The sequence below is a fragment of the Paenibacillus sp. FSL W8-0187 genome, from assembly GCF_037969755.1.
Classification (GTDB): Bacteria; Bacillota; Bacilli; order Paenibacillales; family Paenibacillaceae; genus Paenibacillus_AQ.
The window spans coordinates 5,085,061-5,108,941 of record NZ_CP150206.1 but is presented as its reverse complement, the minus strand read 5'-3'; the positions used below and the strand labels follow the sequence as shown (position 1 = coordinate 5,108,941).

Here is a 23,881-nt window from a genome sequence, read left to right as displayed (position 1 = left end):
AATTTTGCAGTTGATGAATCGATGTTAACAAAGACGTATCCATGGTCATAAAAAGCCATCCGGATACGTCTTTTTGCATGAATGGGGGATCATCGCTGCAAATGCTTGAACAAGCGGGAGCTGTGCATTCAAGTGAATGCTTAATCCTGGAGTTTGAACTTACGGTTGACCTGGAGAAGGGACCTGGTGAGTCTCTTTTTTCTGCATAATGCTCGTCAGCGGCTCGGGCTCCTGATATGTGATCGATTCATTGATTTCCGCATCCAACTGTCCGTTATTGAACTGGACACCTATAATATGCGTGCCGGAAGGCGATGAAATACCCAAAGCGCGTCCGTTGGTGGAGGTTCCGTTCAGGCCCTCATTGTTGCCCGGCGTGAAGACGGCCAGCAGTTGAGAAGGCGAGAGCTTATCTCCGGAGGCGACGTTATAGTTGGCAAGGAACTGCTCCATACTCAGGTCATAACAGCAGGGCTGCTTCTTGATCCAAATCACCTTGGTTTCATTTGGGCGGATGATGGTTTCGGTGCTGAAGCGATCCTTTGTAATGGTCCAGCGATTGGACTTGGATTTATCGAATGGGAGGGCAGGATCGTAATAGTAGTAGATTTGATATCCTTCCAGGTCGATTTCCCGGTCATTCGGGTTGTAGATCTCCACATAATTGTAATTTCCTTGCTCGTTCGAGTTAGCGACCACTTCAGTGATGTGCAGAGCCGTGGTCAAGGGCAGCCTAGGAACCGTTTCTTCGGTGGTTTTGTTGGATTTTTGCAGGGTACCTTCCATCAGGACGGGGTAATGATCGCTAGGGTATTGGCCATCTTCATTGTAGTTGATAATTTCACTGTGCAGGACATTCCAGCCCTGGCTGTGCAGAATCCAGTCGATCCGGTTTCCGCTGCCGCCGCCGGTAGGGTCCTTGTAATTATGGAAGGTTCCCAAGTCATCGTTGGTTCGCTTCTTGGCGGTGACATGTGCATCCGACACCCCGTTGCTTGCAAAAATCGAATACGTATCGCTTCCCGGAACAGTATTGAAATCGCCGGTCACAACTATGGGGATATCCGAGGCAAAGGCCTTCATTTTGTCGACGATGAGTGCTGCGCTCTTCTGCCGGGAAACCTCGGATTGGTGATCAAGATGCGTGTTGACCATATAAAAGGTTTTGCCGTTCTGAAGATCTTGAAAGCGAACCCAGGTTGCCATCCGCGGAATCTGGTTCCCCCAACTGGCGGAGCTGATCGTCTGCGGCGTATCGGACAGCCAGAAGTGAGACTGTTCCAAGGGCTTCAATCGCTCCGTATTATAAAAAATCGCCATGTACTCCCCTAAGTTCCCGCCTTCACGCCCGACTCCAATCCGATCATATCCTGGCAGATCGTTCTCCAGATCGACGATTTGCCGGTGAAGTCCTTCCTGCGTCCCGATGACGTCCGGTTTATGCTCCAGAATCAGGTTCTTCGTAACAGGGCGGCGGTTCTCCCAAGGTTGACTGTCATTGGCGGCATAACGCAGGTTGAAGCTCATCACGCGTAAAGGTCCCGACGATGCTTCAGCCGCGCTTGCCAGTTCGCCGGAAGCGGATAGCGGCGCCGTCGTCAGAAATGTAAGCATCATGAACAGACTGGTGATTTTGGGGATTCTCATTAAAATTCCTCCTTCGTCATGTGCAAGATGATGTTTCTTCTATAGCGGGTAATTAAGTAGGTTTATCCTGTCCTCCCTTCCTGATTTGCCCATATCATATCTTATTTTTAGCTGGTTGCGTATTTACAATTTTTTAGGTTTTTGCTTTCGTTTTGGATATTCGTGGAGGAAATGGATGAGCGTATCAGGAATATACCCATAGCCGGACAATAAAAGAAACTCAACCAGAGGTTGAATTCCGGATAGCGATACTCTACTTCCGCGTTATGTTTTTTCGTTACAGTGTTGTTTATAGTAGAGGCATCTCATGGAAAAGTGGTGGTCTTGACCTATGATTCAGGCGAATAACGTGATTAACGGAAATATCGGCAGGCTGCGAAAACAGCTGGGCATCACACAAGAGCAATTGGCTAACAGATTGGGTGTCAGCTATCAGGCCGTGAGTAAATGGGAGAACGGGCAATCCTGCCCGGATATCTTACTAATTCCGATGCTGGCAGATGTATTTGGAGTCACAATCGATGAGATTTTTGGCAGGACTATCCATAACTTCGATTTACGGAAAGACCTCGTACTGGAGTATTTGTTCGATGGTGATGTACGAGACAGCAGCGGAGAGGGACGACATGGACGGCTTGAAGGCGGAAAATATGGCATCGACCGCTTTGGACGGAAGGGCGGGGCTTTAGCGTTGGATGGCAGACATCATTATGTCCGGATCGACCAACCGCCTATTCTTTCTAATGATGCCTTTTCAATATCCGTATGGTGTTATTATGATACGCACAAGATCCTCCGAGGATGGCATAGCGCAATAGTTTCGCAAGATGGCCACAACCAGAACCGGGCGTTGCAGCTTAGCACGAAGGATGAGTATATTACGCTCCATGGTTTCCTGAGAGAACCGGATCTATCGATGAACGCCAAGATCGTGAAGGAACACTGGTATCATGTGACCATGACTTACGAGGAATCCCGTTACCGAATGTACGTGAATGGCCGTCCCGTTGCCGAGCGTTCAGGCAGTTTTACACCACACAATGAAGAACCGATGTATATAGGAAGAAAATCAACCGATGAACCGTACTTCTTTTTCCAGGGACGTATCGACGACCTGCGGATCTATAATCGTGCCCTTCAGGGTTGCGAGATTGAAGCTCTCCATGTTGAAGGTGGTTATAAGCCGGCTCCAATGCCACAGGTGGAATCTGTGGAGGAACCCATTCCGGTTCTGGAGGGATTGGACGACATCCGTATGATCTTTACAAAAGATACAATTGAGGCAGCGGCTGACTGGTATACCCGGAATTTAGGATTCAAGATATTAATGCAGGAAGAGGGCTTCTATATGTTGACGTTGTATAACAGCCCGAATTTGTTGTTGGAATGCGTGAAAGCAAGGGAGCCGGAATCTGGACAAGAGGCCTCGTTTATATTCAAAACCAATCGGGACATTGAAGAACTGCGTTCCTATTTATCTGCGGTTGGCGCGAGAGTTGAGCAGATTCGGGACGAAGGCTTCGCATGGTTTCTGGATTTTTCGGATCCTTTTGGACAAGCCTGGATCATTATGCGCGAGAAGGGTAGTCATCCGTTTTGAAGTTTCAACGACATGGTTGGATTGCACGTAATGTGCGTTAACGGTAGAATGATGTTAATCAGCAAATATTTCATCCAAGAACCCTCCTCGTGGTTAACGCCAAAGGTGGGTTCTGTCTGTTTATAATCATGCGTAAAGGAATGTGGATATGACGAAAAATGGAATTGTACTTGTGGTCAGCGTGACCCTTGTTCAAGGGGATCAAGTGCTTATTATCCAGGAAAATAAACCTTCGGTGCGGGATACCTGGAACTTCCCGGGAGGGCGCATCGAGCCTGGGGAAGCTTTGCTTGAGGCGGCTATAAGAGAAGTGAAGGAAGAGACAGGATATGATGTCCAATTGACAGGCACTACAGGGGTTTATCAATTCCTCAGCAGTTTGAATAACCATGTCATCATGTTTCATTTTACCGGGGAAGTGGTGGGAGGCTCGCTTCAATTGGGAGCTGGCGAGATTAAGGATAGCCGGTGGGTTATGCTGCCTGATATCTTGGCAGATGACAGCATGAATTTCCGGGATGTCGAAGTCATGAGACAGATCGTTGAGAATCTCAAGAATGGCGTGCAGCACTCGCTTGCATTGTTTCATCCGTCTTTGCTTCTAACTTTGGGGTCATCGCATATTCATAATTCTTAGCGGATTATTTCGTATTATTTTTTTGAATAAAGGAGCGAAAGAGGGATGATCCAACCTAAAAAAATCGCTTTTGGCGGATTCGTTGTCATCGGTATGTTCATATTACTGTACCTGATGACAGAAACTCATGATGAAATTCAAAGAGCGTATTATGATTTATCTCCCCAGCAATTCTTGCTATTAAAGATGAGTTTATTGGGATTTCTGTTCGGAATTTTAATAGAATGGAGAGCACTTGGGGATTTAATTAAGGGGCATGTTCGAATAAGCTGGCTGTTATTGCCTGCTGCTATACTTACGGTCATCATCTTCACTCCTAGTATTTATTGGCCCGAGTGGTTTGGACTCAGAAGGCTGTTTGTTATAGAGATATTAGGGAAACCGGAAATTCACATGCTGCTTTCCGTGTTCTCCGGTGTATTGTTTATACGATCTATCTGCAACAACAAACATAGGTCTAACCCATAGATGGGAACTAGTAATAGGATGAGAAGCATGATGGTTCTCTGATGCTGTGGAACACCGTTCATATGTTTTCGTATGTGAAGGATACGATTGATGTATCGAGGAGGTAAGGAAGTGGTCAGCATCCGTTTTCCCCTGGGTTCCTTTGAACCAAAGGTGGAGCCTACATTGGAGGAGAGGCAGAGGTTTATACAACAGATACCTTCAATCGTACCGACGCTCCGGCAAATCATAATGAAATGTCCCCTTTCCCAGCTGCATAGGCCTTATCGTGAAGAGGGGTGGAGTATTCAGCAAATTGTGCACCATCTGGCTGATAACGATATGAACGCATATCTGCGATTTAAACGTGCATTGACCGAGGAGGAGCCGGTGGCAAACTCATACCGGGAGGATTTATGGGCAGAACTGACTGATTACACGGAGGTTCCCATTGAGAACTCGCTTACGCTCCTGGAAACACTTCATTTTCGTTTTCTAATACTGCTGAAGGACTTACAGCCCGAGGATTTCAAAAGAACCATGAGAACCCAAGTGCTCGGCAGCATTACCCTGGATATCGCGCTGCAGCGATTTGTGTGGCACAACCAGCATCATATCGCGCAGATTACATCCATATTGAACCGTGAAAACGCGAAGTTACATAAGGAGTGAGCCCAATTGAGCTGGAGATCCAAGTATGCTTTTGGAGGCATTGTGTTCAATCAAAATCAACAGGTCCTGATGAGAAGTCCGAGCGGCCATTGGGGCGGCTATGTTTGGACCTTCGCCAAAGGCGGTGCTGAATTAAGCGATAGCTCCCCGGAAGAAACCGCAACCCGGGAAGTGTTGGAGGAGACAGGTTATAAATGCAGCATTATCGCGGCCATTCCGGGTGAATATGAATCGGATACATGCGTGACGAAATATTTTTTGATGAGTCCGGAAGGTTGGAGTGCTAAGTATGATGAGGAAACGCAGGAAATCAAGTGGGTTGGCGTGGAGCAGGCCTTTGAAATGATAGAAATGACATCAACCCCAAAAGGTAGACAACGCGATACAGATGCATTAATCAGTGCGATACATACGATGAGGGCATTAATAATAGAGAACAGATTCTAGTTATTAATTTTATTAGGAATCCAAAGGAGCCATCAAATCATGGGAATGTCAGATTAATATAAGGATCTAAGAGAAAAGATAGGAGACCAGTTAATATTTATGCCGTCCGTTGCGGGCATTATCCGCAATGATCAGGATTTTATTTTATTTGGAAGGAAGCATCACGAAGAATTATGGGGGCTTGTGGCCGGCGCCATTGAGCTGGGAGAATCCCCGGCAGAGGCGATGACCCGCGAAGCGAAGGAAGAAACCGGGCTTGATATCGTGCCTGAACGAATCATTGGGGTATATGGTGGAAAAGAACGCCGATATACGTACAGCAACGGACATCAAGTGGAGTACCTCACCATTGTGTTCGAGTGCCGCGTCATCTCGGGTGAGTTGGATCGTGAAAATGAAGAGTTTGCGGAACTCGTGTTCTTTCCGGAGGATCAGCTGCCACCCACGGCTTTAAAATATCCGGAGCATATTTTCACCAAAGCCAATGGAGAGCGGGCTCATTTCTGAAGTGCATGACCGACTGAATCTATGGAGGTGGCGGCGTTTAATGTCGGAGAGAAAGGAAGCAAGATGGAATCCGCATGCTGCCGTTCTTGGTTTGATTGTAGGCATATACGTTGTGGTCTACGCCAGAGTAATCATCCGGTTGATTTACCACTATAATGTTGTGTTGTCTTACGTATCGGTAGTATTGATTTCTTTTCCTGTGCTATTGCTGCTACTCATTCTGTATCTGATATCCAAAAAACCGTGGAGCAAGTTACATTCCACACATTATTGGTCAACTGGCATTATCGGGGTGATTCTCTTATCTTTTTCAATCTACGCCTTAAGTTACAACCAATCACAGCAGCACTTCGATTACAACCGTTGGGTTGGTTATCCTGAACAAAGATTGATCATGGTGGACGATTTTTTACAGAAACATGATTTGATCGGTTTAACCCAAGGGGAAGTGATGGACCTTCTGGGTGCCAACGACAATGCCAAATGGGCAAATGCCACAGACGATATAGCTGTGTATGATCTTGGAGCACGGCGAAGGGCCGATTACAAGAGAGAGGGTCTCTTTATTTATTTTGACGACCGTGGTTATGTCAAAAACTATGAGATCTTACCGAGATAGGAAAGATAGGAAATACAGATGGATTCTCTTTCCTAGACAAGACAATAGAAAGCAGGTCCCCTATGATGTTAAAAGCGATAATCTTCGATCTTGATGAGACATTAACGGACAGAAGGGCAGCGATTAACTCGTTCATCGAGCGATTGATTGCCCGATATTTTCCGGACTCCGATGAAGATACTCAGTTCATGATAGCTAAGCGGTTTAAGGAAGCGGATCATAACGGCTACCGGGATAAGCATGAAGTGTATAAGATGCTGGTCGAGCATCTTCAGTGGGTGAATCCGCCTATGGCTAATGAATACCTAACATTTTTCAGGGAAGCAATCCCGCTTTGTATCCAGCCGATGGATCAGCTGTCCCCCGTGTTGCACGAGTTGAAGTCTATGGGACTTAAGCTTGGCATCATTACCAATGGAACCGTCCAAGTACAAGAGGGGAAGATCCGTCAACTGGGCATACGCGAGTATTTTGATTCCATCGTGATTTCCGAAGAGGCTGGCGTTAAAAAACCGGATCCAAGGATCTATATCAGGGCTTTAGATCTGCTTAATGTTCTGCCATCAGAGACGTGGTTTGTTGGCGACCACCCGCATAACGATATCATCGGAGCAGCGCAAAGCGGTATCAAACCCATATGGTTTACGCGAGATGGCAATTGGGATTACTCCGAAGAAGTAAAGCCATATCGGACCATACATAGGCTGGAAGAATTGATTCGTATTTATAATGAACATTATGAAAGCTAGCAATGAAGGTAGAGTCCAGTGTCACTGGAGGTGCAGGAATTGAAGCGTTTTAAAAGCGATAATGGACAAAAGCTCGTCTATGAATCCTATGACCGCCTGATGGCGGGATGGACGGTACCTTACGAGCAGCATGAAATATCTACCTCGTACGGGATAACTCACGTAATAACGGCAGGTTCATCGGACCTCCCCCCGCTGCTGTTATTGCATGGAACGGGCGACAACGTCGCCATGATGTGGATTTATAACGTGTCGGAGTTATCCCGCAATTTCTATATCATCGCCGTGGATAATGTCGGAGGTTCGGGGAAGAGCGAGCCAAACGACAAGTATGCTCATGATTTCAATCAGGCAAAATGGTTGGACGAAATCCTTGAGGCTATGAAAGTAGATGCTGTCTATATCGCCGGTGTATCCTATGGAGCTTATCTGGCCTACCATTACGCCATCGTCAGACCGAATAGAGTAAGAAAGATTGTATGCTTGGCTGGCGGCATTGCCGGAAGTCAGCTTGAAGTGATGAGCAAAATGATGAGGGCTTTTCTGCCGGAAGCACTGTTCCCTTCAGAACGGAGTGTGCGTACACTGCTTCGCAAGCTGTGCGGTGCCCATGCAGATGCATTCGAGAACACCCCGGAGCTTATGCAGCACTGGTTCTACTTGCTGAAGTACTTTAACAATCGCTCCATGATGAAGCATACCATTACGATCCATTCGTCTGCCGACATTCAGGTTATTCGCAGCAAGTCCTTGTTTGTTATCGGTGAGCAGGATTTGCTTAGTTATTATCCGAAGGCGGTTGCCAGACTGGAGACAAATGGGATGCGTTACCGGATCGTTCCGGGCGCGGGCCATGCGATCAATCATGAGATGCCGGAGCTTGTTCATGAAGAGATTATAGGCTTTTGCAGGGAAGCGTGAGGGAAGTGTAATGACAATGAAGATTAAACATCTCACCGGTCTGTTCATCAATGCTCTGGTCTGTCTAATATTGGTTCTACTGGGGAATGCCATGACCCCGAAGCCTGGCACTAGTTCTGGAAACGGAAATCCAGTCATCCTGCTGTTAATCCCTCTGAGTATTCTTTTCCTGGTGCTTGTTCTTCAATGGATTCGTATGTTCAAGGATCTTAAGATGTCCCTCAGCAAGTTAAGCATGCTGATCTTAGCTCTGGCCGGCTATATCGTAGCGGGTTATGTATATCAGCTTCATCGACTCGAAGCCTATAGAGAAGTCCTAGCCGAGGCGTTCGAATTGAGGTGGGGGACAGCGGACTGGCAACATATTGAATCCATTACGACCGGCGGCCTCCTTTCGATACATTTGAACAATCAATTTTTCAACTGGAATACGTACTTCATGATGATCGCCTTCTCGCTGCTGCTGTGCTTCATATACAAGTGGATACAAGGACTTGCAAACCGGAGATATGACGGAACATCAGCGAAAAAATAAAACTGACAGCTGGGTGGATAGGAGGGAATGATGTGCCATACTTCGATAGGACGAGAAAGTGCTCCATCGTATTCCTAACCCTGAGCGCATTTTTTTTCATTGTGACGGTAATTACGTTTTTTAACAGCGAGTTCCCCGAGATTCTGGCATACAACTTTACAAATGACTTGAGAGGCAGCTTGCTTACGGTTATTTTCCTGTTAATCTCCATTATACTGCTGGTTGTTGGCATAGCGATGAGGGCGATGTTTAAGGATGCGAAGGAAGACTTTTATCGGATTGACAAGCTGTTGCGCGACTTGGAAAAGAGAGATTGATCGTACCAATTCAGGGGAGTGAATATCAAATGGTTATTGAAGAAATATACGGAAAACAGGCAGAAGCCTATGAGTCGATGGTTAGCAGACAGCCCGATTTATCCGAAATCATTCATGGAATCAGGTCATATGAGGGGCTGGATGTACTTGATTTGGGGGCAGGATCTGGCCGGTTATCTATGCTGCTTGCCCGTGATGCCAGATCCTTGATTTGTACCGATATATCCGAGCCGATGCTGAATATTTTAGATGACAAATTATCTGAAGCGTATGATTCGCGTAATTGGACTACCGTAGTCGCTGATCATCGCAGCCTGCCGGTTGATTCCTCAAGTGTAGATCTGATCGTATCGGGTTGGAGTATTAGTTATCTCGCTGATTCAAGCCAAGAACAATGGAGTGACAATCTCGGACGTGTCATGGATGAACTGCAGCGAGTTTTGAGACCAGGCGGGACGATCTTAATTCTGGAAACGATGGGAACGGGCACGGAGACACCGAATCCTCCGGGTTTCCTGACCGGCTATTACGCTCAATTGGAGCATCGATACGAATTTAGCCATCAGTGGATTCGAACGGATTATGTGTTTGATACAGTAGAAGAGGCACTGCAAAACACGGGATTCTTTTTCGGTGAAGAGTTAACGAACAAGATCCAGGCGAACCAATGGTCAACGGTGCCGGAGTGCGCCGGGATCTGGTGGAAGCATGTTTAACTAGGAGGTGACGCGGCCTCATGGAACTTCTAATGTATGTGATCTTGTTTATTCTTAACATACCGATATACAAGTGGATGTTTAGACGGATTTTTTAAAATGTGGATGATCTGAAGCAGTCGGTGAAGTATTCGTTTACGCCGGATCTCATCTCCTTGTTCCGTAGACGTTTTTGGAAGGATCAGTTCGGGGAGCTGAAGCTGTCCGTTTTCTATTTTTGTTGTTTAGGAATCTTTGTCATAGAATGCGTAGTTGTGACCTGGGTGGTCGACATGATCTTTCATTTATAGTGCCGATGACTGGGTGTCCCTAGGTAAGAACAGGTCTAACGAAGGGCGCCTTTCGCAGGTGCCCTTTTTTAATTCGCTATAATTCAGCATATACCCACACTATTCGATGGTAATCTAAAATTTTTACTTGGTTCCAATGGCCGATGGTGAGAATTAAGGCGTTTGTGGCACAGTATTACCAAGCTACTTATGAAACCGTATTCATTAATCTTATTTCATCGAATCGGGAGGGAAATGAATGAAACGAAACAGGCGACAAGGGATTGCTGCAGCTATTGCAGTATGGATAGTACTGTTATGGCTGCCGACAGCCGAAGCGGCCCAAGATCAGCCTGAATTGCGAAACCTCGCTGCAGGTATCGGGTACACATGGTCGGAGCAGCCGGAACCAAGCTATGGGGATGCGGGGAATAAGTTAACGGACGGGAAGTACGGTTCGACGATCTTCACGGATTCGGCATGGACAGGACATCTCCGCAAGTCCACGCGCAGCGTCATCTTCGACCTAGGGGAGAAGAAATCGATCGCTCGGATTCAGGCGCATTTCCTCCAAGATTCTTCGGTCGGTATTGCCTATCCGAACACGGTATCCATGTATGCGTCCAACGATGGCTCACAGTGGGGAACCCTCGCGCACATCCCTAGCCGCGAAGTGAGATGGGCAGATGTTCCTCCGAGCACCCAAGGCTATATCTGGGACGGCAATGAGGATGGATTAGCTCAGCATCACCCCAATGCGACAATGGCCTATGCCCAATATGTCAAAGTCACATTTACCACCGATGTGTTCGTATTTTTGGATGAGATCGAGATCTGGGGCACGGATGGCAAATTGAACAAAGCCAAGCAGGTATCTGCGGATCGGCTTGCTTATCAGGAACCGGGGAAGGCAACTGGTGGCATGCGTAATCTCGTGCTGTTGAATAACGGGAACGGTCCGGGTAGGGCTGATACCTGGACGAAAGACAACCTTATGCCATACGTGAGTTATGTCAATGGACAAGGTGAGCCGGTGGATTGGTTGTTCGACGGGGTGCTGTTCCACAGCGAGCAATCGCCGAGTGGACAGGATTTCACGAAGGGAACCGCTACCTTCGGCGATTGGAAGGGGTATTTAGACAAGATGTTCACGGATCAGGGCGATCTGCAGCATTTGAATGAAGCGGTAACTGAAGCGGGTCGAAAGCTGGGAGAACAAGGTCATAAGGTGAACGTTGTGCTCATGATGCCAAACCCAGGTGATACCGTGTCGGATTTCGGGGATGTGGATGGCGATGGCGTGACTGAGAATTTTAATTCTTCCGTTATCGGAGTCGAAGCGGCTTCCGCCAATAAGCAAAAGGCGGTTACCTGGTGGATGCAGCAGATCAAGCAACGGTGGAAAGAAGAGAAGTACCCGAATCTGAAGCTGAACGGCATATATTGGGGCGGTAAAAGCATCAGTATGACCGATCTGAACGAAGCGAAAATAATCCAAGGAACGAGCAAGCAAGTGCATGAGAAGGGTGTGAACTTCTACTGGATTCCAACCTTCCAAGGTAACCGGAATTATGACTGGAAGGCTTTAGGATTTGACGCCGCGCTGCTGGAGCCGGGTGCTTACGCTTCCGCTGTTCCGCAGCGCGTAGAGGATGCCGCAGGTTTAGCGAAGCAATATCAGATGGGAATCGAGCTGGAGTTCGATGAACAGATGAATACCGACACCGATAAGCAGGCGCGATATGTCGATCTGCTGAACGGAGGCATTGACTATGGCTATATGAACCAAGCATTTATGGCATTCGATCAAGGCAATACGGCATCCTTGCTTCAGAGTGCCGAGTCTAGCGACCCCTTGGTTCGTCAGAATTATGACCTCATGGCTCAGTTCGTGACAGGGACGTATGCGAAGCCAAGACCTTGCTCCAAGCAGCCAGAAGACCCCGTGGCTTCGGATGCGACGCAATTCGTGGTGAAATGCGGCACTGAAATTACGATCGCCCATAAATACAATGACCAAAGCGATATGTGGATCGTATTCGATCGTTTTGGTGCGAATAAGTTGGAAGGTCTCAAGGAATGGCGACTGGCCGAGAATACGGGAACGACGGTGAATCCGGATATGTCTCGACCATCGACGCTTCTTCAGGCGGATGTATCGGACTGGATCGGGCCTTACGTGGTGAGAGCGAATGCGAACGGCAACGGCAATCCGTGGGATTTCACAGGGGGCAACCACAACTACGATGGCGGCAGCACCAGCTCGCATACAGGAAGGACGGATTCGTTCCGCGTGTGGGCGGACGGTATGGAAGTAGCGGATGGTACCGTGACGACGAGCGTTTATACCAAGATCGTAGTGGTCAATCTGATCCAAGCCTATAACACGAAAGAGGTGGATGGTTCTGGAAGACCCGTTCTTAGGGAGACTGTCACGTACGAGATCTCGGGCGGTCATGTACAGGTCCATAATGAAATCGAGGCGCTGGAAGACATCACGTTCGATACGTATTACGGACTTCAGTCGGTGAATGGCGCATGGAACGATACGGTTCGCTACTTCGCAGGCGATCAGGAAGTTGCTTCAAGCCCTGCGAATAGATACAGCGATTCAGGCACGAAAGCCGTGAATCCGAATGTCGACAGCTATCTACTCAGCTCAACCGATCAGGGAGGATTCCAGCACAAACTGCGTGTAAGGTTGAATCGGCAATATGGTTTAGGGGCTTTAGCGAATCTCGCTGACCATATGCCTGTCATCTTTACGCAGGAATACGGAAAGACCTATTTCTTGCAGATCAAAGGGATGACACCGGAACTGAAACAAGGAGAGAAGTTCGCATGGCAGGGCAGCTATGAATTCTATGCCGAGAACTGAACCATGTGGAAATGCTGCTGCAAAAGCGACGAAGGAAAGATTCATCTCCTGCCTGCACTGCCAGCCATGTGGTCAATGGGCAGCGTGACAAGGCTTAAGGCGAAAGGAAATATCCAGGTGGATATGAGGCGGGAGCATGGGAAGTTGATTGCCTTCTTGATCCGAAATGGAAAGAGTTTGCCAAACTTTACAGAATAGTATAAACCGGCTGCAATCATGCAGCCGGTTTATGTTGATTCGGGTCAAGCAGGGTTCAACGCGGTTATTGATCCAACACAGTTGGCTCAAGCGCAACATATTTGTAGTCCAGTATTTGCTGTAGAAAGCCACCCAATCTTGAACTTCTTTAAGCGGCTCGGCGTTTAGCCTAAATCGCGTTTCTCTGCCTACTTTCCGGTCGAGCACCAGCCGGCCTCTTTAAGGATGGTCAAATGTTTGGATACCGCTGTACGGCCCATTGAAAATTGTGCCTTTAGTTCATGAAGTGGTTTCTCCTCTGTTTGTGATAACAGATGAATCAGTTGACGCCTAGTGGGATCTGCAATTGCGTCAAATACATCGCGGGACGGATTATTCTCAATCACGACAACCCTCCTAAAAGTCTTAGAGATTTAGTGTTAATCTCTAATGTTTATTCTTAACTAATACCCAAAAAAGGCATCCTTTTTGATATTCCGCTTAAAAATCTGATTATGTAGCAAATGGCTAGAAATAGAATCTACCAATGACTTCGGACCCGCAATAAAGTATTTCCCATTGTTTTTATATAAGGCGTTAAACGATTCAATTTCCTGATGTAAGTCTTCCTTTGAATCAAGATAAGTTACAGTTAATGAAGTATTGTTAGCCATTTCATTTAGCTCATTCTTGTAGATATAAGACTTTTTACTATCCAAATAGAGCAGCTTTTTATGTTTCTCGTCACTATTCCCTTCTGCCTCTAATTGTTTAAGGATCGACCGAAATGGTGTGATTCCAATTCCGCCCGCAATCAGAAGCGAAGGACTATTATCTTGGAAATAAAAAGAACCGACAGGGCCACTCATTTTAACTTTCATACCCTGCTTTAATTCTAATAAAGCTTTTGTAAAATCACTTGGGTTATCACTGATTCACGTGGTGATTTTAACCATATTCTCTGTAGGAGCAGCTGCCAAACTGAATGGTTTTGTAGGGTTTTTTATGGTCTTATGCGTAATGCTAAACAAACCATATTGCCCTGCCTTCCAGGTTAAATCCTTCTCTCTTTCAAATAGAAAAGAATATACATCCTCCGATTCTTTCTAATTGGACACCATTTGGTGTCGTGTCAATAACATTTTTAAACTCCATATGAACACGGTCTACGGTTGTTTAGATTAAAACAGCGTTATATCCCGATATGGATCGGAAGATCGTTGTATAGTAAGCGCTTTACCCTCGCTTCTATAATGGTAGCAAGCAGTAATTACTATTCATTCGGCTGCCGACGTTCAGGCTATTCTGCGATGGATTGTCAAGCTGAGTACGACAACTCTTCCAAAAAGGCTTCGTGAGCAGATCTCCACCTCAAGCATTTACGGGGGCGGTTTTGATGAGCCAGCGGCCTCAGCTAACACTTCATCCGAGATACCAGCAAAGCCATGACCTTTGGGAATAAATTCTCTTAAAAGACCATTGCCGTTCTCATTGGAGCCCCGTTGCTAAGATACGGCTTTGATCTTCCTCGCTGGAAATGGCCTAAATAAAATTTCAAGAACTTGTGCAGGTTTATTACGGAGCAATATGCCCAATGACAACGAATAATATATCTCAATTGATTTACCAAGGAAAGGTCACTGTATTTGCTGCAACACGCACACTAATCCAGTTGACAGGATTCCTTGGTCAGTAGAAGCTTTTGACAAGTTAATCAATTTAGAGTAATATCCACATGTAATAATTACACAGGTAAGAATAAGGATCTGAGTACAAGGCTGTCTCTTTACAGGGGGGGCTTTTTTTGCGTTTTACGTGTTAGGAATCGAGTTATGGGGGTGGAAGCTATAAATACCGCTGATCGTAATCAAGTACTTATTGTTGAAGATGATGCACATATTAGACGTTTTGTATCGATTAATTTAATAAATAACGGATTTGTGGTGAGTGAGGCTGCATTTGGAGGAGAAGCGATACAACTTTTCACTGCAAATCGACCCGATGTAGTCGTTCTGGATATTATGCTGCCAGATGCTGATGGATTTGAAATCTGCCGACAGTTAAGAGAGATAGAGCCTGCGGTCATCATCGTCTTTTTAACTGCCCGCGGACAAGATCTGGACAAGATCAAAGGATTAGAAATCGGAGCTGATGATTATATTGTCAAACCATTTAATCCGTTAGAGCTTGTAGCACGAATTAATGCGATATTGCGCCGAACAGAAACTGTTCTAAAACCGCAAAGATCCGTGATTCAATCCGGTCCAATTCGGATGGATCTGAATTCGAATAAAGTGTACAAACATGACTTCTTTATTGAATTAACGCCGAAGGAATTTCAACTAGTTAGAACCTTTCTAGAACATCCCGATACAGCACTATCCCGGAATGAATTATTAAATCTCGTATGGGGAGAGGATTATGTTGGAGATCCTAAAACAGTAGATGTTCATGTGCGAAAGTTACGGGAAAAGATTGAAGATGATGGCTCCAAGCCACATTGGATTGAAACGGTATGGGGAGTAGGATATCGCTTCAGGAAGGACGGTTAAGAAGTGGGTATTCAGAAAAGATTAGTAGGAAGTTATTTTGTGGTCATCTGTATCACTGTTCTCATTCTTGAGATTTTTCTCATGGTTTACGTGAGATATTATTATCTTCATAATGTTGAGCGGATTCTGATGAATCAAGCGGAGCTGTCTGCTTCTTTTTTTCAGCAATATTTTGCCGATGAAGATCTGGAGAAACAATCGTATCGATTATTAAAGGGGTTTGCACATAACTCGGATGCGCAAGTACAGATTATTAATTCATCAGGCCGACTTTTGCAGGACTCTACCGGACTTCCAGGCTGCAATGACATGACTACGTATTTAGATGTACGGACTGCACTCCAAGGACAACCCGGCACATGGAGAGGCAAGGACCCTTCCACCCAAGAAGCGATATTAGCGGTATCTTTTCCCTTACGAGCCAATGATATCATCGTGGGAGAAGTCAGATTTGTCACTTCCTTGACTGAAACACTACAGACAGTTCATCGTATTTCAATCGTACTGATCTGTGTAGGTCTGTTTGTTCTTGCGATTGTTACCGTTCTTGGACTATTGTTGTCTCGGACCATCACGAGATCAATTAAGGATCTTAAACAGGCGGCAGATCAGATGACAGAAGGAGACTTCAGGATAAGAGTACATAAACGCTATCAGGATGAGCTGGGTTCTTTGGCTGATACGTTAAATATGATGGCAGGTAGAATTTTGAAGAGCGAACAGCTTAAAAATGATTTTATTTCATCCGTGTCCCATGAACTGCGAACGCCATTAACGTCAATTAAAGGCTGGGCCATCACGCTGAAATCGAATGGGAATCACAACGAGCAAATCCTTAAAGAAGGATTGGATATTATTGAATCAGAAAGCGACAGGTTATCTCGTATGGTGGAAGAACTGTTAGATTTCTCTAAACTGGATAATGGAAGAATTGCCTTACACTCAGCACCTGTTCATCTATCAGAATTATTGCATCATGTGGGTAGACAACTTGCCCCAAGAGCAGCTCGGCAAGGAGTCTCACTCGAAATACAAACTGAGGAGATTCTCCCTACCATTCATGCGGACGAGAATCGCTTGAAGCAAGTACTAATAAATTTAATTGATAATTCACTCAAATTTACAGATGCCAATGGTCGAATTTTTATACACGCTCATACAGCTCTAGAACAAGTTGTTATTACCGTTGAGGACACTGGGTCAGGAATCTCAGAGGAGAATCTAGAGAATGTGCTGCAAAAATTCTACAAAGTAGATCCACAAGCACCTGGCAGTGGTCTGGGTCTATCCATATCAAATGAGATCATTAAGTTACATCATGGAGAATTACGCATAATTAGTGAGGTAGGTAAGGGTACGAAAGTCCAGATCTACTTGCCGATAGAAGAAAATTATAAAATTTAACTTTTTCATAACCACTTCGTTCCCTTTCAAAGATAGAATAGTCAATAACCTTGACAATCGAGGAGTTGGTAATCAGAATGCTCAACAAACTCATTAGAATAGGTTTCATATCAACTACGTTATTGTTGCTCGGAGGATGTGGGATTCCCGCAACACCAGTAGATATGATTAAGCCTCCATTATCAGAAGCAAGTATTCAGCGAGATAAAATCAACCATGAACTTATTAAATTACTACCTGACGAGGTTCAATTGTTAGTTCCTACGCTGGGAAAAGACGGTAATGATATCTCGTTCGGAGATATGGATGGGGACGGTATCGATGAAGCCGTCGTTGTATATGAAGAGAATAAAGCGACAGGTAAAATGTTGAAAGCGGCGCTATTTAAGCAAGATAATGAGGAGTGGCGAATCGTTTCGGAAGTCAAGGGCTTTGGTTACGGCTTGGAGTATGCTGGATTTCCAGATATCGATCAGGACGGTCGATCCGAGCTCGTGCTTGGCTGGTCGCTAGGGGCCGCAGGGAATGGTCTGGACATTTATGGCTTGAGTGAAGATAAATTGAAGCTGTTATCCAAGGAGGAGTATCACGGTAAGATCGATCTTGAGTATCCTTCCCAAGGATTGTAGTTAAAATTGGGAAGGTGTCCTATGATTTGAACGTTAAAATAAGGGACCGACCTGAATCATAAAACACAGTAGTCCGTGGCATTACGTCATGAAACAAGGAGTATTTGCGCTCATCGGATTATTTGTGATGTTCATTTTTAGGCGGATTCCTACAGAAATTCAACAAAATAGAGGTAGCCATCATGTTTATCACCCACATAATTTCAAAACTGGATAAAACCATGCTGTTCATTATATTGTGTCTTGTTGCCATTGGTACGATTGCTATTTATGGAGCCACAGTGGATACGAATTTAGAAGGCCTTCACATTAGTTATTTATATCTATTCGGTGCATTCTGCATTCCTATGCTGGCTCTCGCATGGTTAGATTATAGAGTTCTGTTTGGTAAGCTATCCTACGTTCTCTATGTAATTGGCATAGGGATGCTGGTTCTTGTCAAGTTTACCGGAGAGAATATTAACGGTGCTGTTCGTTGGCTAAGTATTGGAAATTTTCAGCTTCAACCTTCTGAATTAGCTAAATTATTTACAGTGCTTCTGATTGCTCATTTATTAGGCAAGCGAGAGGGAGCTCAGCTTCGTATTGTTCAAGATATATTACCGATTTGTATCATTTTTATGATTCCTATCATCTTAATTATGCAGCAGCCGGATTTAGGCACTTCTCTAGTTTTTGTGGGTGCACTGCTTAGTATGCTGTGGATGGGTAACATCCGTTCATTATATATGATTCTGTTCATCAGTATTATGATCATTACGGTAGGCATAATATTATGGCTATATTATGCCAATTTCGAATTGTTATCCAAGATGGTAGAGCCTCATCAAATGTCAAGAATTCAGACTTTTCTTGACCCAGCCAGCGATCCCGATAAATCATGGCATGTTAAAAACGCACAATATGCGATAGCTTTGGGAGGGTTGACTGGAAGTGACGTATCTTTTTTACGTAGAGGGTTTGTTCCTTATGCGTATTCCGATTCGATCTATGTGGTCATAGGCGAGGAATATGGTTTTTTGGGTTCTGCGGTGCTGTTGCTGTTATATTTCCTTCTCATATATCGCATGGTTCATATCGTCAAAGATAGTAGAGAACTTGCAGGGGCATATCTTGTTACCGGGCTTATAGGAATGTTAGTCTTTCAAATTTTCGTAAATATAGGCATGCATATCGGTTTGGTACCCCTGACGGGTATTTCCTTACCGTTCATAAGTTATGGAGGCAGCTCACTACTTAGTAATATGATTGCAATTGGTTTGGTGTTAAGTGTCAAATTTCATAAAAACGATATCTATATAGAATGAACTGAAGACAACCTTATTATTACAGGAATAGAAAGCAGGTTAAGAAATTGGGCATTTCTCAAACGGATGATCTCGTATTTCAATTCATCAATCAAATGGCAGTAACATTCTCTGCATTAAATCCATTTATGCGTTTTTTATCAGAAAAAGCGGAATACCTCTTTTACCTGGGGATTATTGTTTATTGGTTTACTCGCATCCATAAGAACAGGCAAATGGTGATAACAACTCTCTTGTCAGCTTGTGTTGGATTTAGTGTTGGTAGTATACTTTCTCACTTTTTTTATAGGGATAGGCCTTTTGTTCATCATACGGTTAACCAATTAATTGAACATTCCGCTAACGCTTCATTTCCAAGTAATCATTCGATTGGGGCCTTTGTAATCGCAACAGGTATATGGTTGTTTTGTAAGAAAGATGGCGTAATTTGGCTTATATTGGCAGGTTTGATTTCATTCTCCCGAATTTGGAATGGTGTTCATTATCCTTCTGATGTCATCACGGGAGCATTTATTGGTGTAATTAGTGCATTTATGGTTTATCAAATGGTTCATCGATGGTCTGTAGCTCATAAATGTTTGAACGCTGGCATCAATCTTTATGAAAAAATCGAGAATAATATTTGGAAAAGTTATAAAAAAGCTTCTAAACTCAAAAATTGAATGTTATTAGAATTGAGTGGAGGAAATTATGTCTATCAAACCGAAGAGAAAAGCAATTCGTAAAGTTATGATGAGCATTTACCTTGTTATAAGCGCCCTGATACTTGGAGTTGGAATCTATGCAGGGTATATATATTATAAGGCGGATGCTGCGATTCAACGTGTGGCAGCTCCAAAGCTGGCTGATGATCCGATTGATTATGTAAAGAAGGAATCGATTCAACCTATGACATTTCTTTTGGCGGGTGTAGATAGTCGGGATGGTGGTGGTGGGGTGATGAATACAGATGTTCTTATGCTTGTCAGTTTCAATCCACAAACCCAATCTGCTAGTTTGTTGTCCCTGCCGCGTGATTTGCTGCTAAAACCTAAATCGTTGCCTGCTCATAAATCCAATTATTATTATGCTTATTACTATATAAAGGATAAGTCAGAGGCTATTCCTAATACAAAACGTTTTTTCTCTGATTTGCTAGGTTTTCCGATTGATCATATGGTCGTGTTGAATTTTGATGCCTTACGGCAGACCGTGGACGCACTTGGCGGACTGCAAATCGATGTCGACATGGATATGAAATATAACGATTCCGCAGACGGAACGCATATCGATTTAAAAAAGGGCTTGCAGACTCTTAATGGTCAACAAGTGCTCGACTATGTCAGGTATCGTAAATCAAATCAAGGGACTCGGGAGTCCTCCGATTTCGCACGTAACGATCGACAGCAGCAAGTGATCAAGCAGATCATTGAGAAATTGGGGGATTTTCAAGGGATTTCCCAATGGGGAAACATATTGGACATTATCGGTGAAAATGTGAAGTCTGATATTCATGAATCTGATCTTCAACAATGGGTCTATAATTTCCCGAAAATCAAACCGAATCAGATTCGTTCATTGCAGTTGGAATCCAGTTGGAAAAGTCCCTATGTTTACGTAAACAAAGAGGATTTGCAACAAGCGTTGATAGATCTAGCTGATGAAGCAGGTATCCGTTCAGAAATTTCGTTTAAATGGGAAACTATTGGTGTACTGGAGTGATCCGTGCATGGAGTCCTTTAGTTGGTCAGACCTGATTTAACTTCATCTCAACTTTCGCTATTAAAAAACAATTAAACAAACCCTTGATGTAACTAGGTAAACTAGAGATCCAATCCTGCAGTTGACATAAAACAGATGTTTGATTCTTCTGGTTCTACGCTTTAGCAAAAATGAAGTCATGAGTTGCTGGAGCGCAATCTGGTAGACCAGATCGCGAAATCGCCGGTCCGACAGTGGAAATTAGAAGTCAACATGCTTGCTATACTGGCGGCTTTAGGGCTAAGACCCCGCCTCCGACTGATATCAGATGAATTATTGGAGAACCTTTTGACGTCATGAATTTGCGTTTATCTACCATTCAGGATCCGATGGGCGCCGTGATCACTATGCAATCACTAAGGATGCCCATAACGAGATATCGGATATGACAACAGAAGGGCTGCCGTGCTGGCTGGTACTTACATCAACTAATGCAGTAGTACCGGGAGAATTCTATTCGAAGCTGTTCGATTGGAAACTTGAAAATCGAAATGAGGATGCAACGATTGTGTTTCAGAATCGTAGCCAATATGAATGCGGCCTGAGTATGGTTGTTTCCGATAATGGAGCAGCTTGGTCTGAATGGAATGTTTATTACACCATTCAAGACTGTGAACGAAGTTTAATCAATGCTCGGAGGCTTGGTGCGCATTCCATCATTGAGACTCAGGATAAGCCTGGGATTGGTCGATTTGCCAGTTTCACGGGTCCTGATGGTATCAAGTGTTTCATCATGGCTCGCGAGTAGGTGCTTTATTTCAATATAGCTTATGTATTTACGGAGGTTATCCGGGCGATTCGTTTGTCCTCGGGTAACCTTTTTAATTAGGTGATTTCATAGCGAAAAGTGGCCATATTGCATTTTAACAAATTGGTCGCTCCAGATGCGTTACATCCCGATATGGATCGGAAGATCGTTGTATAGAAAGCGCTTTATCTACGCTTCTATAATGGTAGCAAGCTGTAAAAGGCGCTTGATGCTATAACAGCCTGAATGCAGCACAGATGCACGCAGAAGGAGGCAATCCACAGATGTTAGGAAGCAGTGATACGGCGGTGAACGTGGGGGTGAATGCCGAAACTCACATTCGCTTGGCGAATGGTCTGGTGGCCATTGAGGTGGATTTGGAAAAAGGCGGTTACGCCTACGAAGGCAGCAGGGGATTCGCTCTGCAAGAAGTACGAAGCGGCTTTCGATGGCAGGGCCGGGAATACCATACGGGACATTACGACCGCCATTATATGATAGGGCAGCCGGAGAAGATCCAAGATCGGTTCGGAACCGGAATCCATGCCGTGATTAAGCATGAATCCGATCTGCTCCCAGGACTGGAACAGCATTTTTACGTCTATGAGGGAGCTTCATCTTTCATCACAAGAGTCGTCATAGTCGGTCAGGAGGACTTAAAGGTAAACCGCATCGCGGTGGTGAAAACCGATAGCGTATCGGGCGGAAGCGAGACGGTTCCGGGAGAAGCTCTGCATGTGCTCCGCGTACCTTATGATAATGACAAATGGGTGCGCTACCTGACGGAGACGGCCCCGCTGGAGACAGAAAGTTACGAAGTGACGGCCTTGTTCCAGCCAGATAGCCGCAATGGGTTGATTCTGGGATCGATCAGTCATGACGTGTGGAAGACCGGCATTCGCGTCAAAGGGGAAACCGCAGGCAAGCTGGATGAACTGGAACTGTACGCTGGCGCGGCCGACACCATGACCCGAGATTCCCAGCCGCATGGCTACGTAAGAGGAACGCGCGTCGCATCTCCGCTGGTTCTGGTAGGGGATTACGACGATTACCGGACAGGACTCGAAGCGTATGGGAAAGCGAATGCGAAGATAGCGCCTGCACTGAACTGGGACGGCGGCGTCCCGATCGGCTGGAACAGCTGGTCGGCCGCGATGAGCACGTTGGATTACGACCTCTATGTGGTGACGAGCGATTTTCTGAAGCGGGAGGTTCAGCCGCAGGGCTTTCATAACGAGAATACCCTGTACATGAATTTCGATGCGTTCTGGGATCGCCTGACGCCTGCCGAGATGGAGGATGCCTTGAAAAGGGTCCGCGAGAACGGGCATAAACCCGGTACATACTGGACGCCGTTTGCTTTCTGGGGAAGTCCGGCTGGGTTCGGGAACCCCGTGGAGGGCACCGATGGGAAGTACACCTATGGCGATATCCTGCTTCGCGACCAGGATGGCGAGATTTTACCGGATGTTGACGGCGGACTTGCGATTGATCCTACGCATCCCGGGAACCTGGCGCGGATCGATTGGTTCATGGATAAATTCGTCTCCGAAGGATTTGAGTATATCAAGCTGGACTTCATGGCTCACGGGGCGCTGGAAGGCAAGCATTATAACCCGGATATTACGACGGGGATCGCTGCATACAACTACGGCCTCTCGTATCTGACGGATAAACTCTCCCCGGAGCGGATCGGCAGACCGTTCTTCATCAACCTGTCGATTGCCCCGCTGTTCCCTTATTCCTATGCGCACAGCCGCAGAATTTCCTGCGATGTGTTCGGAACGATCCAGGATACGGAATATTTGCTGAACTCGCTGACGCACGGGTGGTGGATGAACGATAATCTGTACCGTTTTAACGATCCGGACCATGCCGTGATCTATAAAAGCTTCAACCAGGATTCGACGACCCGCCATGAAGGGCGAAGCCGTCTGACCGCGTCCGTGATCTCGGGAACAGTGCTGCTGCTGAGCGATGACTTCCGGCATGAGGAAGCGGCATGGCGCGCCAAGACCTGGCTGGGAAATGAGGCAATCATCGAGATTGCGAGACTGGGCAGAACCTTTGTGCCCGTAGAGGGGAATCTCGGGAAACAGGCTGCGGATACGTTTGTCCTGACACATCCAAGCGAAGCGGGAACCACGTATATTGCCGTATTTAACTTTGACGGGGCCGAGTCTGTACAGAAGCCGGTTTCCTTGGAGCGGTGCGGACTCGAGGCGCACGCTTCTTACACGGTCCTGGATGTGTGGGAAGGCACGACAGGTCAAGTGAATGGCACACTCACGGTCGAGCTGGCACCAGCTGAATCGAAAATTCTGAAATTAAGCCGAAATCAATGAATAGAAGGAGGAGAGGTT

Annotated in this window: 23 protein-coding genes and 1 pseudogene; 21 read left to right on the top strand and 3 right to left on the bottom strand. The window is 45.6% G+C overall.

What is annotated here, in order from left to right; all coding sequences use genetic code 11:
- Positions 1–159: 159 nt before the first annotated feature.
- Entirely contained in the window at positions 160–1,647 is a 1,488-nt protein-coding gene (locus tag MKY48_RS22975; protein ID WP_339291066.1) for an endonuclease/exonuclease/phosphatase family protein, read from the bottom strand.
- Between the two features lie 331 nt (positions 1,648–1,978).
- On the opposite strand from MKY48_RS22975, the gene MKY48_RS22970 reads away from it, so the two are divergent.
- The 13 genes from MKY48_RS22970 to MKY48_RS22910 all read left to right on the top strand — a co-directional run bounded on the left by MKY48_RS22970 (position 1,979) and on the right by MKY48_RS22910 (position 12,961).
- On the top strand, positions 1,979–3,247 hold the full coding sequence (locus MKY48_RS22970; RefSeq protein ID WP_339291064.1) for a LamG-like jellyroll fold domain-containing protein: 1,269 nt from the start codon (positions 1,979–1,981) through the stop codon (positions 3,245–3,247).
- 148 nt (positions 3,248–3,395) lie between these two features.
- Entirely contained in the window at positions 3,396–3,884 is a 489-nt protein-coding gene (locus MKY48_RS22965) for an NUDIX hydrolase (RefSeq protein WP_339291062.1), read from the top strand.
- Between the two features lie 45 nt (positions 3,885–3,929).
- Complete coding sequence (locus MKY48_RS22960) at positions 3,930–4,352, top strand: hypothetical protein (protein ID WP_339291060.1); 423 nt, start codon at positions 3,930–3,932, stop codon at positions 4,350–4,352.
- A 111-nt stretch (positions 4,353–4,463) separates the two neighbouring features.
- Positions 4,464–5,003 (top strand): YfiT family bacillithiol transferase, encoded by a 540-nt coding sequence (locus MKY48_RS22955; protein ID WP_339291058.1) that lies wholly within the window; start codon positions 4,464–4,466, stop codon positions 5,001–5,003.
- 6 nt (positions 5,004–5,009) lie between these two features.
- Positions 5,010–5,450 carry an NUDIX hydrolase gene (locus tag MKY48_RS22950; protein ID WP_339291056.1) on the top strand — a complete coding sequence of 147 codons (441 nt, stop codon included), beginning with the start codon at positions 5,010–5,012 and terminating at the stop codon, positions 5,448–5,450.
- 99 nt (positions 5,451–5,549) lie between these two features.
- Positions 5,550–5,957, top strand: coding sequence for an NUDIX domain-containing protein (locus tag MKY48_RS22945; protein WP_339291054.1), 408 nt, complete (start codon positions 5,550–5,552; stop codon positions 5,955–5,957).
- Between the two features lie 40 nt (positions 5,958–5,997).
- Positions 5,998–6,576 carry a hypothetical protein gene (locus MKY48_RS22940; protein WP_339291052.1) on the top strand — a complete coding sequence of 193 codons (579 nt, stop codon included), beginning with the start codon at positions 5,998–6,000 and terminating at the stop codon, positions 6,574–6,576.
- 65 nt (positions 6,577–6,641) lie between these two features.
- Positions 6,642–7,325: an HAD family hydrolase gene (locus tag MKY48_RS22935; RefSeq protein WP_339291050.1), complete on the top strand. Its 684-nt coding sequence runs from the start codon at positions 6,642–6,644 to the stop codon at positions 7,323–7,325.
- A gap of 39 nt (positions 7,326–7,364) precedes the next feature.
- Positions 7,365–8,246, top strand: coding sequence for an alpha/beta hydrolase (locus tag MKY48_RS22930; RefSeq protein ID WP_339291048.1), 882 nt, complete (start codon positions 7,365–7,367; stop codon positions 8,244–8,246).
- Positions 8,247–8,262: 16 nt separating this feature from the next.
- Positions 8,263–8,781: a hypothetical protein gene (locus MKY48_RS22925; protein WP_339291046.1), complete on the top strand. Its 519-nt coding sequence runs from the start codon at positions 8,263–8,265 to the stop codon at positions 8,779–8,781.
- 32 nt (positions 8,782–8,813) lie between these two features.
- Positions 8,814–9,098 carry a hypothetical protein gene (locus MKY48_RS22920; protein WP_339266522.1) on the top strand — a complete coding sequence of 95 codons (285 nt, stop codon included), beginning with the start codon at positions 8,814–8,816 and terminating at the stop codon, positions 9,096–9,098.
- Between the two features lie 29 nt (positions 9,099–9,127).
- The gene (locus tag MKY48_RS22915) at positions 9,128–9,814 is read left to right on the top strand and encodes a class I SAM-dependent methyltransferase (protein ID WP_339291044.1); all 687 of its coding nucleotides are present in this window, start codon (positions 9,128–9,130) and stop codon (positions 9,812–9,814) included.
- A gap of 528 nt (positions 9,815–10,342) precedes the next feature.
- Positions 10,343–12,961, top strand: a complete 2,619-nt coding sequence (locus MKY48_RS22910; RefSeq protein ID WP_339291042.1) for a DUF4855 domain-containing protein — start codon at positions 10,343–10,345, stop codon at positions 12,959–12,961.
- Positions 12,962–13,237: 276 nt separating this feature from the next.
- Here MKY48_RS22910 and MKY48_RS22905 read toward each other — a convergent pair.
- Positions 13,238–13,545, bottom strand: a pseudogene (locus MKY48_RS22905) (metalloregulator ArsR/SmtB family transcription factor); the annotation flags it as partial.
- Positions 13,546–13,602: 57 nt separating this feature from the next.
- Positions 13,603–14,019, bottom strand: coding sequence for an FAD-dependent oxidoreductase (locus MKY48_RS22900; RefSeq protein WP_339291040.1), 417 nt, complete (start codon positions 14,017–14,019; stop codon positions 13,603–13,605).
- A 951-nt stretch (positions 14,020–14,970) separates the two neighbouring features.
- On the opposite strand from MKY48_RS22900, the gene MKY48_RS22895 reads away from it, so the two are divergent.
- The 8 genes from MKY48_RS22895 (at position 14,971) to MKY48_RS22860 (ending at position 23,863) form a co-directional block, all read left to right on the top strand.
- Positions 14,971–15,690 (top strand): response regulator transcription factor, encoded by a 720-nt coding sequence (locus MKY48_RS22895; protein WP_339291038.1) that lies wholly within the window; start codon positions 14,971–14,973, stop codon positions 15,688–15,690.
- Positions 15,691–15,693: 3 nt separating this feature from the next.
- Entirely contained in the window at positions 15,694–17,094 is a 1,401-nt protein-coding gene (locus tag MKY48_RS22890; protein ID WP_339291036.1) for a HAMP domain-containing sensor histidine kinase, read from the top strand.
- Between the two features lie 251 nt (positions 17,095–17,345).
- On the top strand, positions 17,346–17,723 hold the full coding sequence (locus MKY48_RS22885; protein ID WP_339291034.1) for a hypothetical protein: 378 nt from the start codon (positions 17,346–17,348) through the stop codon (positions 17,721–17,723).
- A gap of 182 nt (positions 17,724–17,905) precedes the next feature.
- Positions 17,906–19,030: an FtsW/RodA/SpoVE family cell cycle protein gene (locus MKY48_RS22880; protein ID WP_339291032.1), complete on the top strand. Its 1,125-nt coding sequence runs from the start codon at positions 17,906–17,908 to the stop codon at positions 19,028–19,030.
- Between the two features lie 47 nt (positions 19,031–19,077).
- On the top strand, positions 19,078–19,692 hold the full coding sequence (locus tag MKY48_RS22875) for an undecaprenyl-diphosphatase (RefSeq protein ID WP_339291031.1): 615 nt from the start codon (positions 19,078–19,080) through the stop codon (positions 19,690–19,692).
- A gap of 28 nt (positions 19,693–19,720) precedes the next feature.
- Entirely contained in the window at positions 19,721–20,731 is a 1,011-nt protein-coding gene (locus tag MKY48_RS22870) for an LCP family protein (protein ID WP_339291029.1), read from the top strand.
- Between the two features lie 424 nt (positions 20,732–21,155).
- On the top strand, positions 21,156–21,518 hold the full coding sequence (locus tag MKY48_RS22865) for a hypothetical protein (protein ID WP_339291027.1): 363 nt from the start codon (positions 21,156–21,158) through the stop codon (positions 21,516–21,518).
- A gap of 284 nt (positions 21,519–21,802) precedes the next feature.
- Positions 21,803–23,863 carry an alpha-galactosidase gene (locus MKY48_RS22860; protein WP_339291025.1) on the top strand — a complete coding sequence of 687 codons (2,061 nt, stop codon included), beginning with the start codon at positions 21,803–21,805 and terminating at the stop codon, positions 23,861–23,863.
- Positions 23,864–23,881 lie beyond the last annotated feature (18 nt).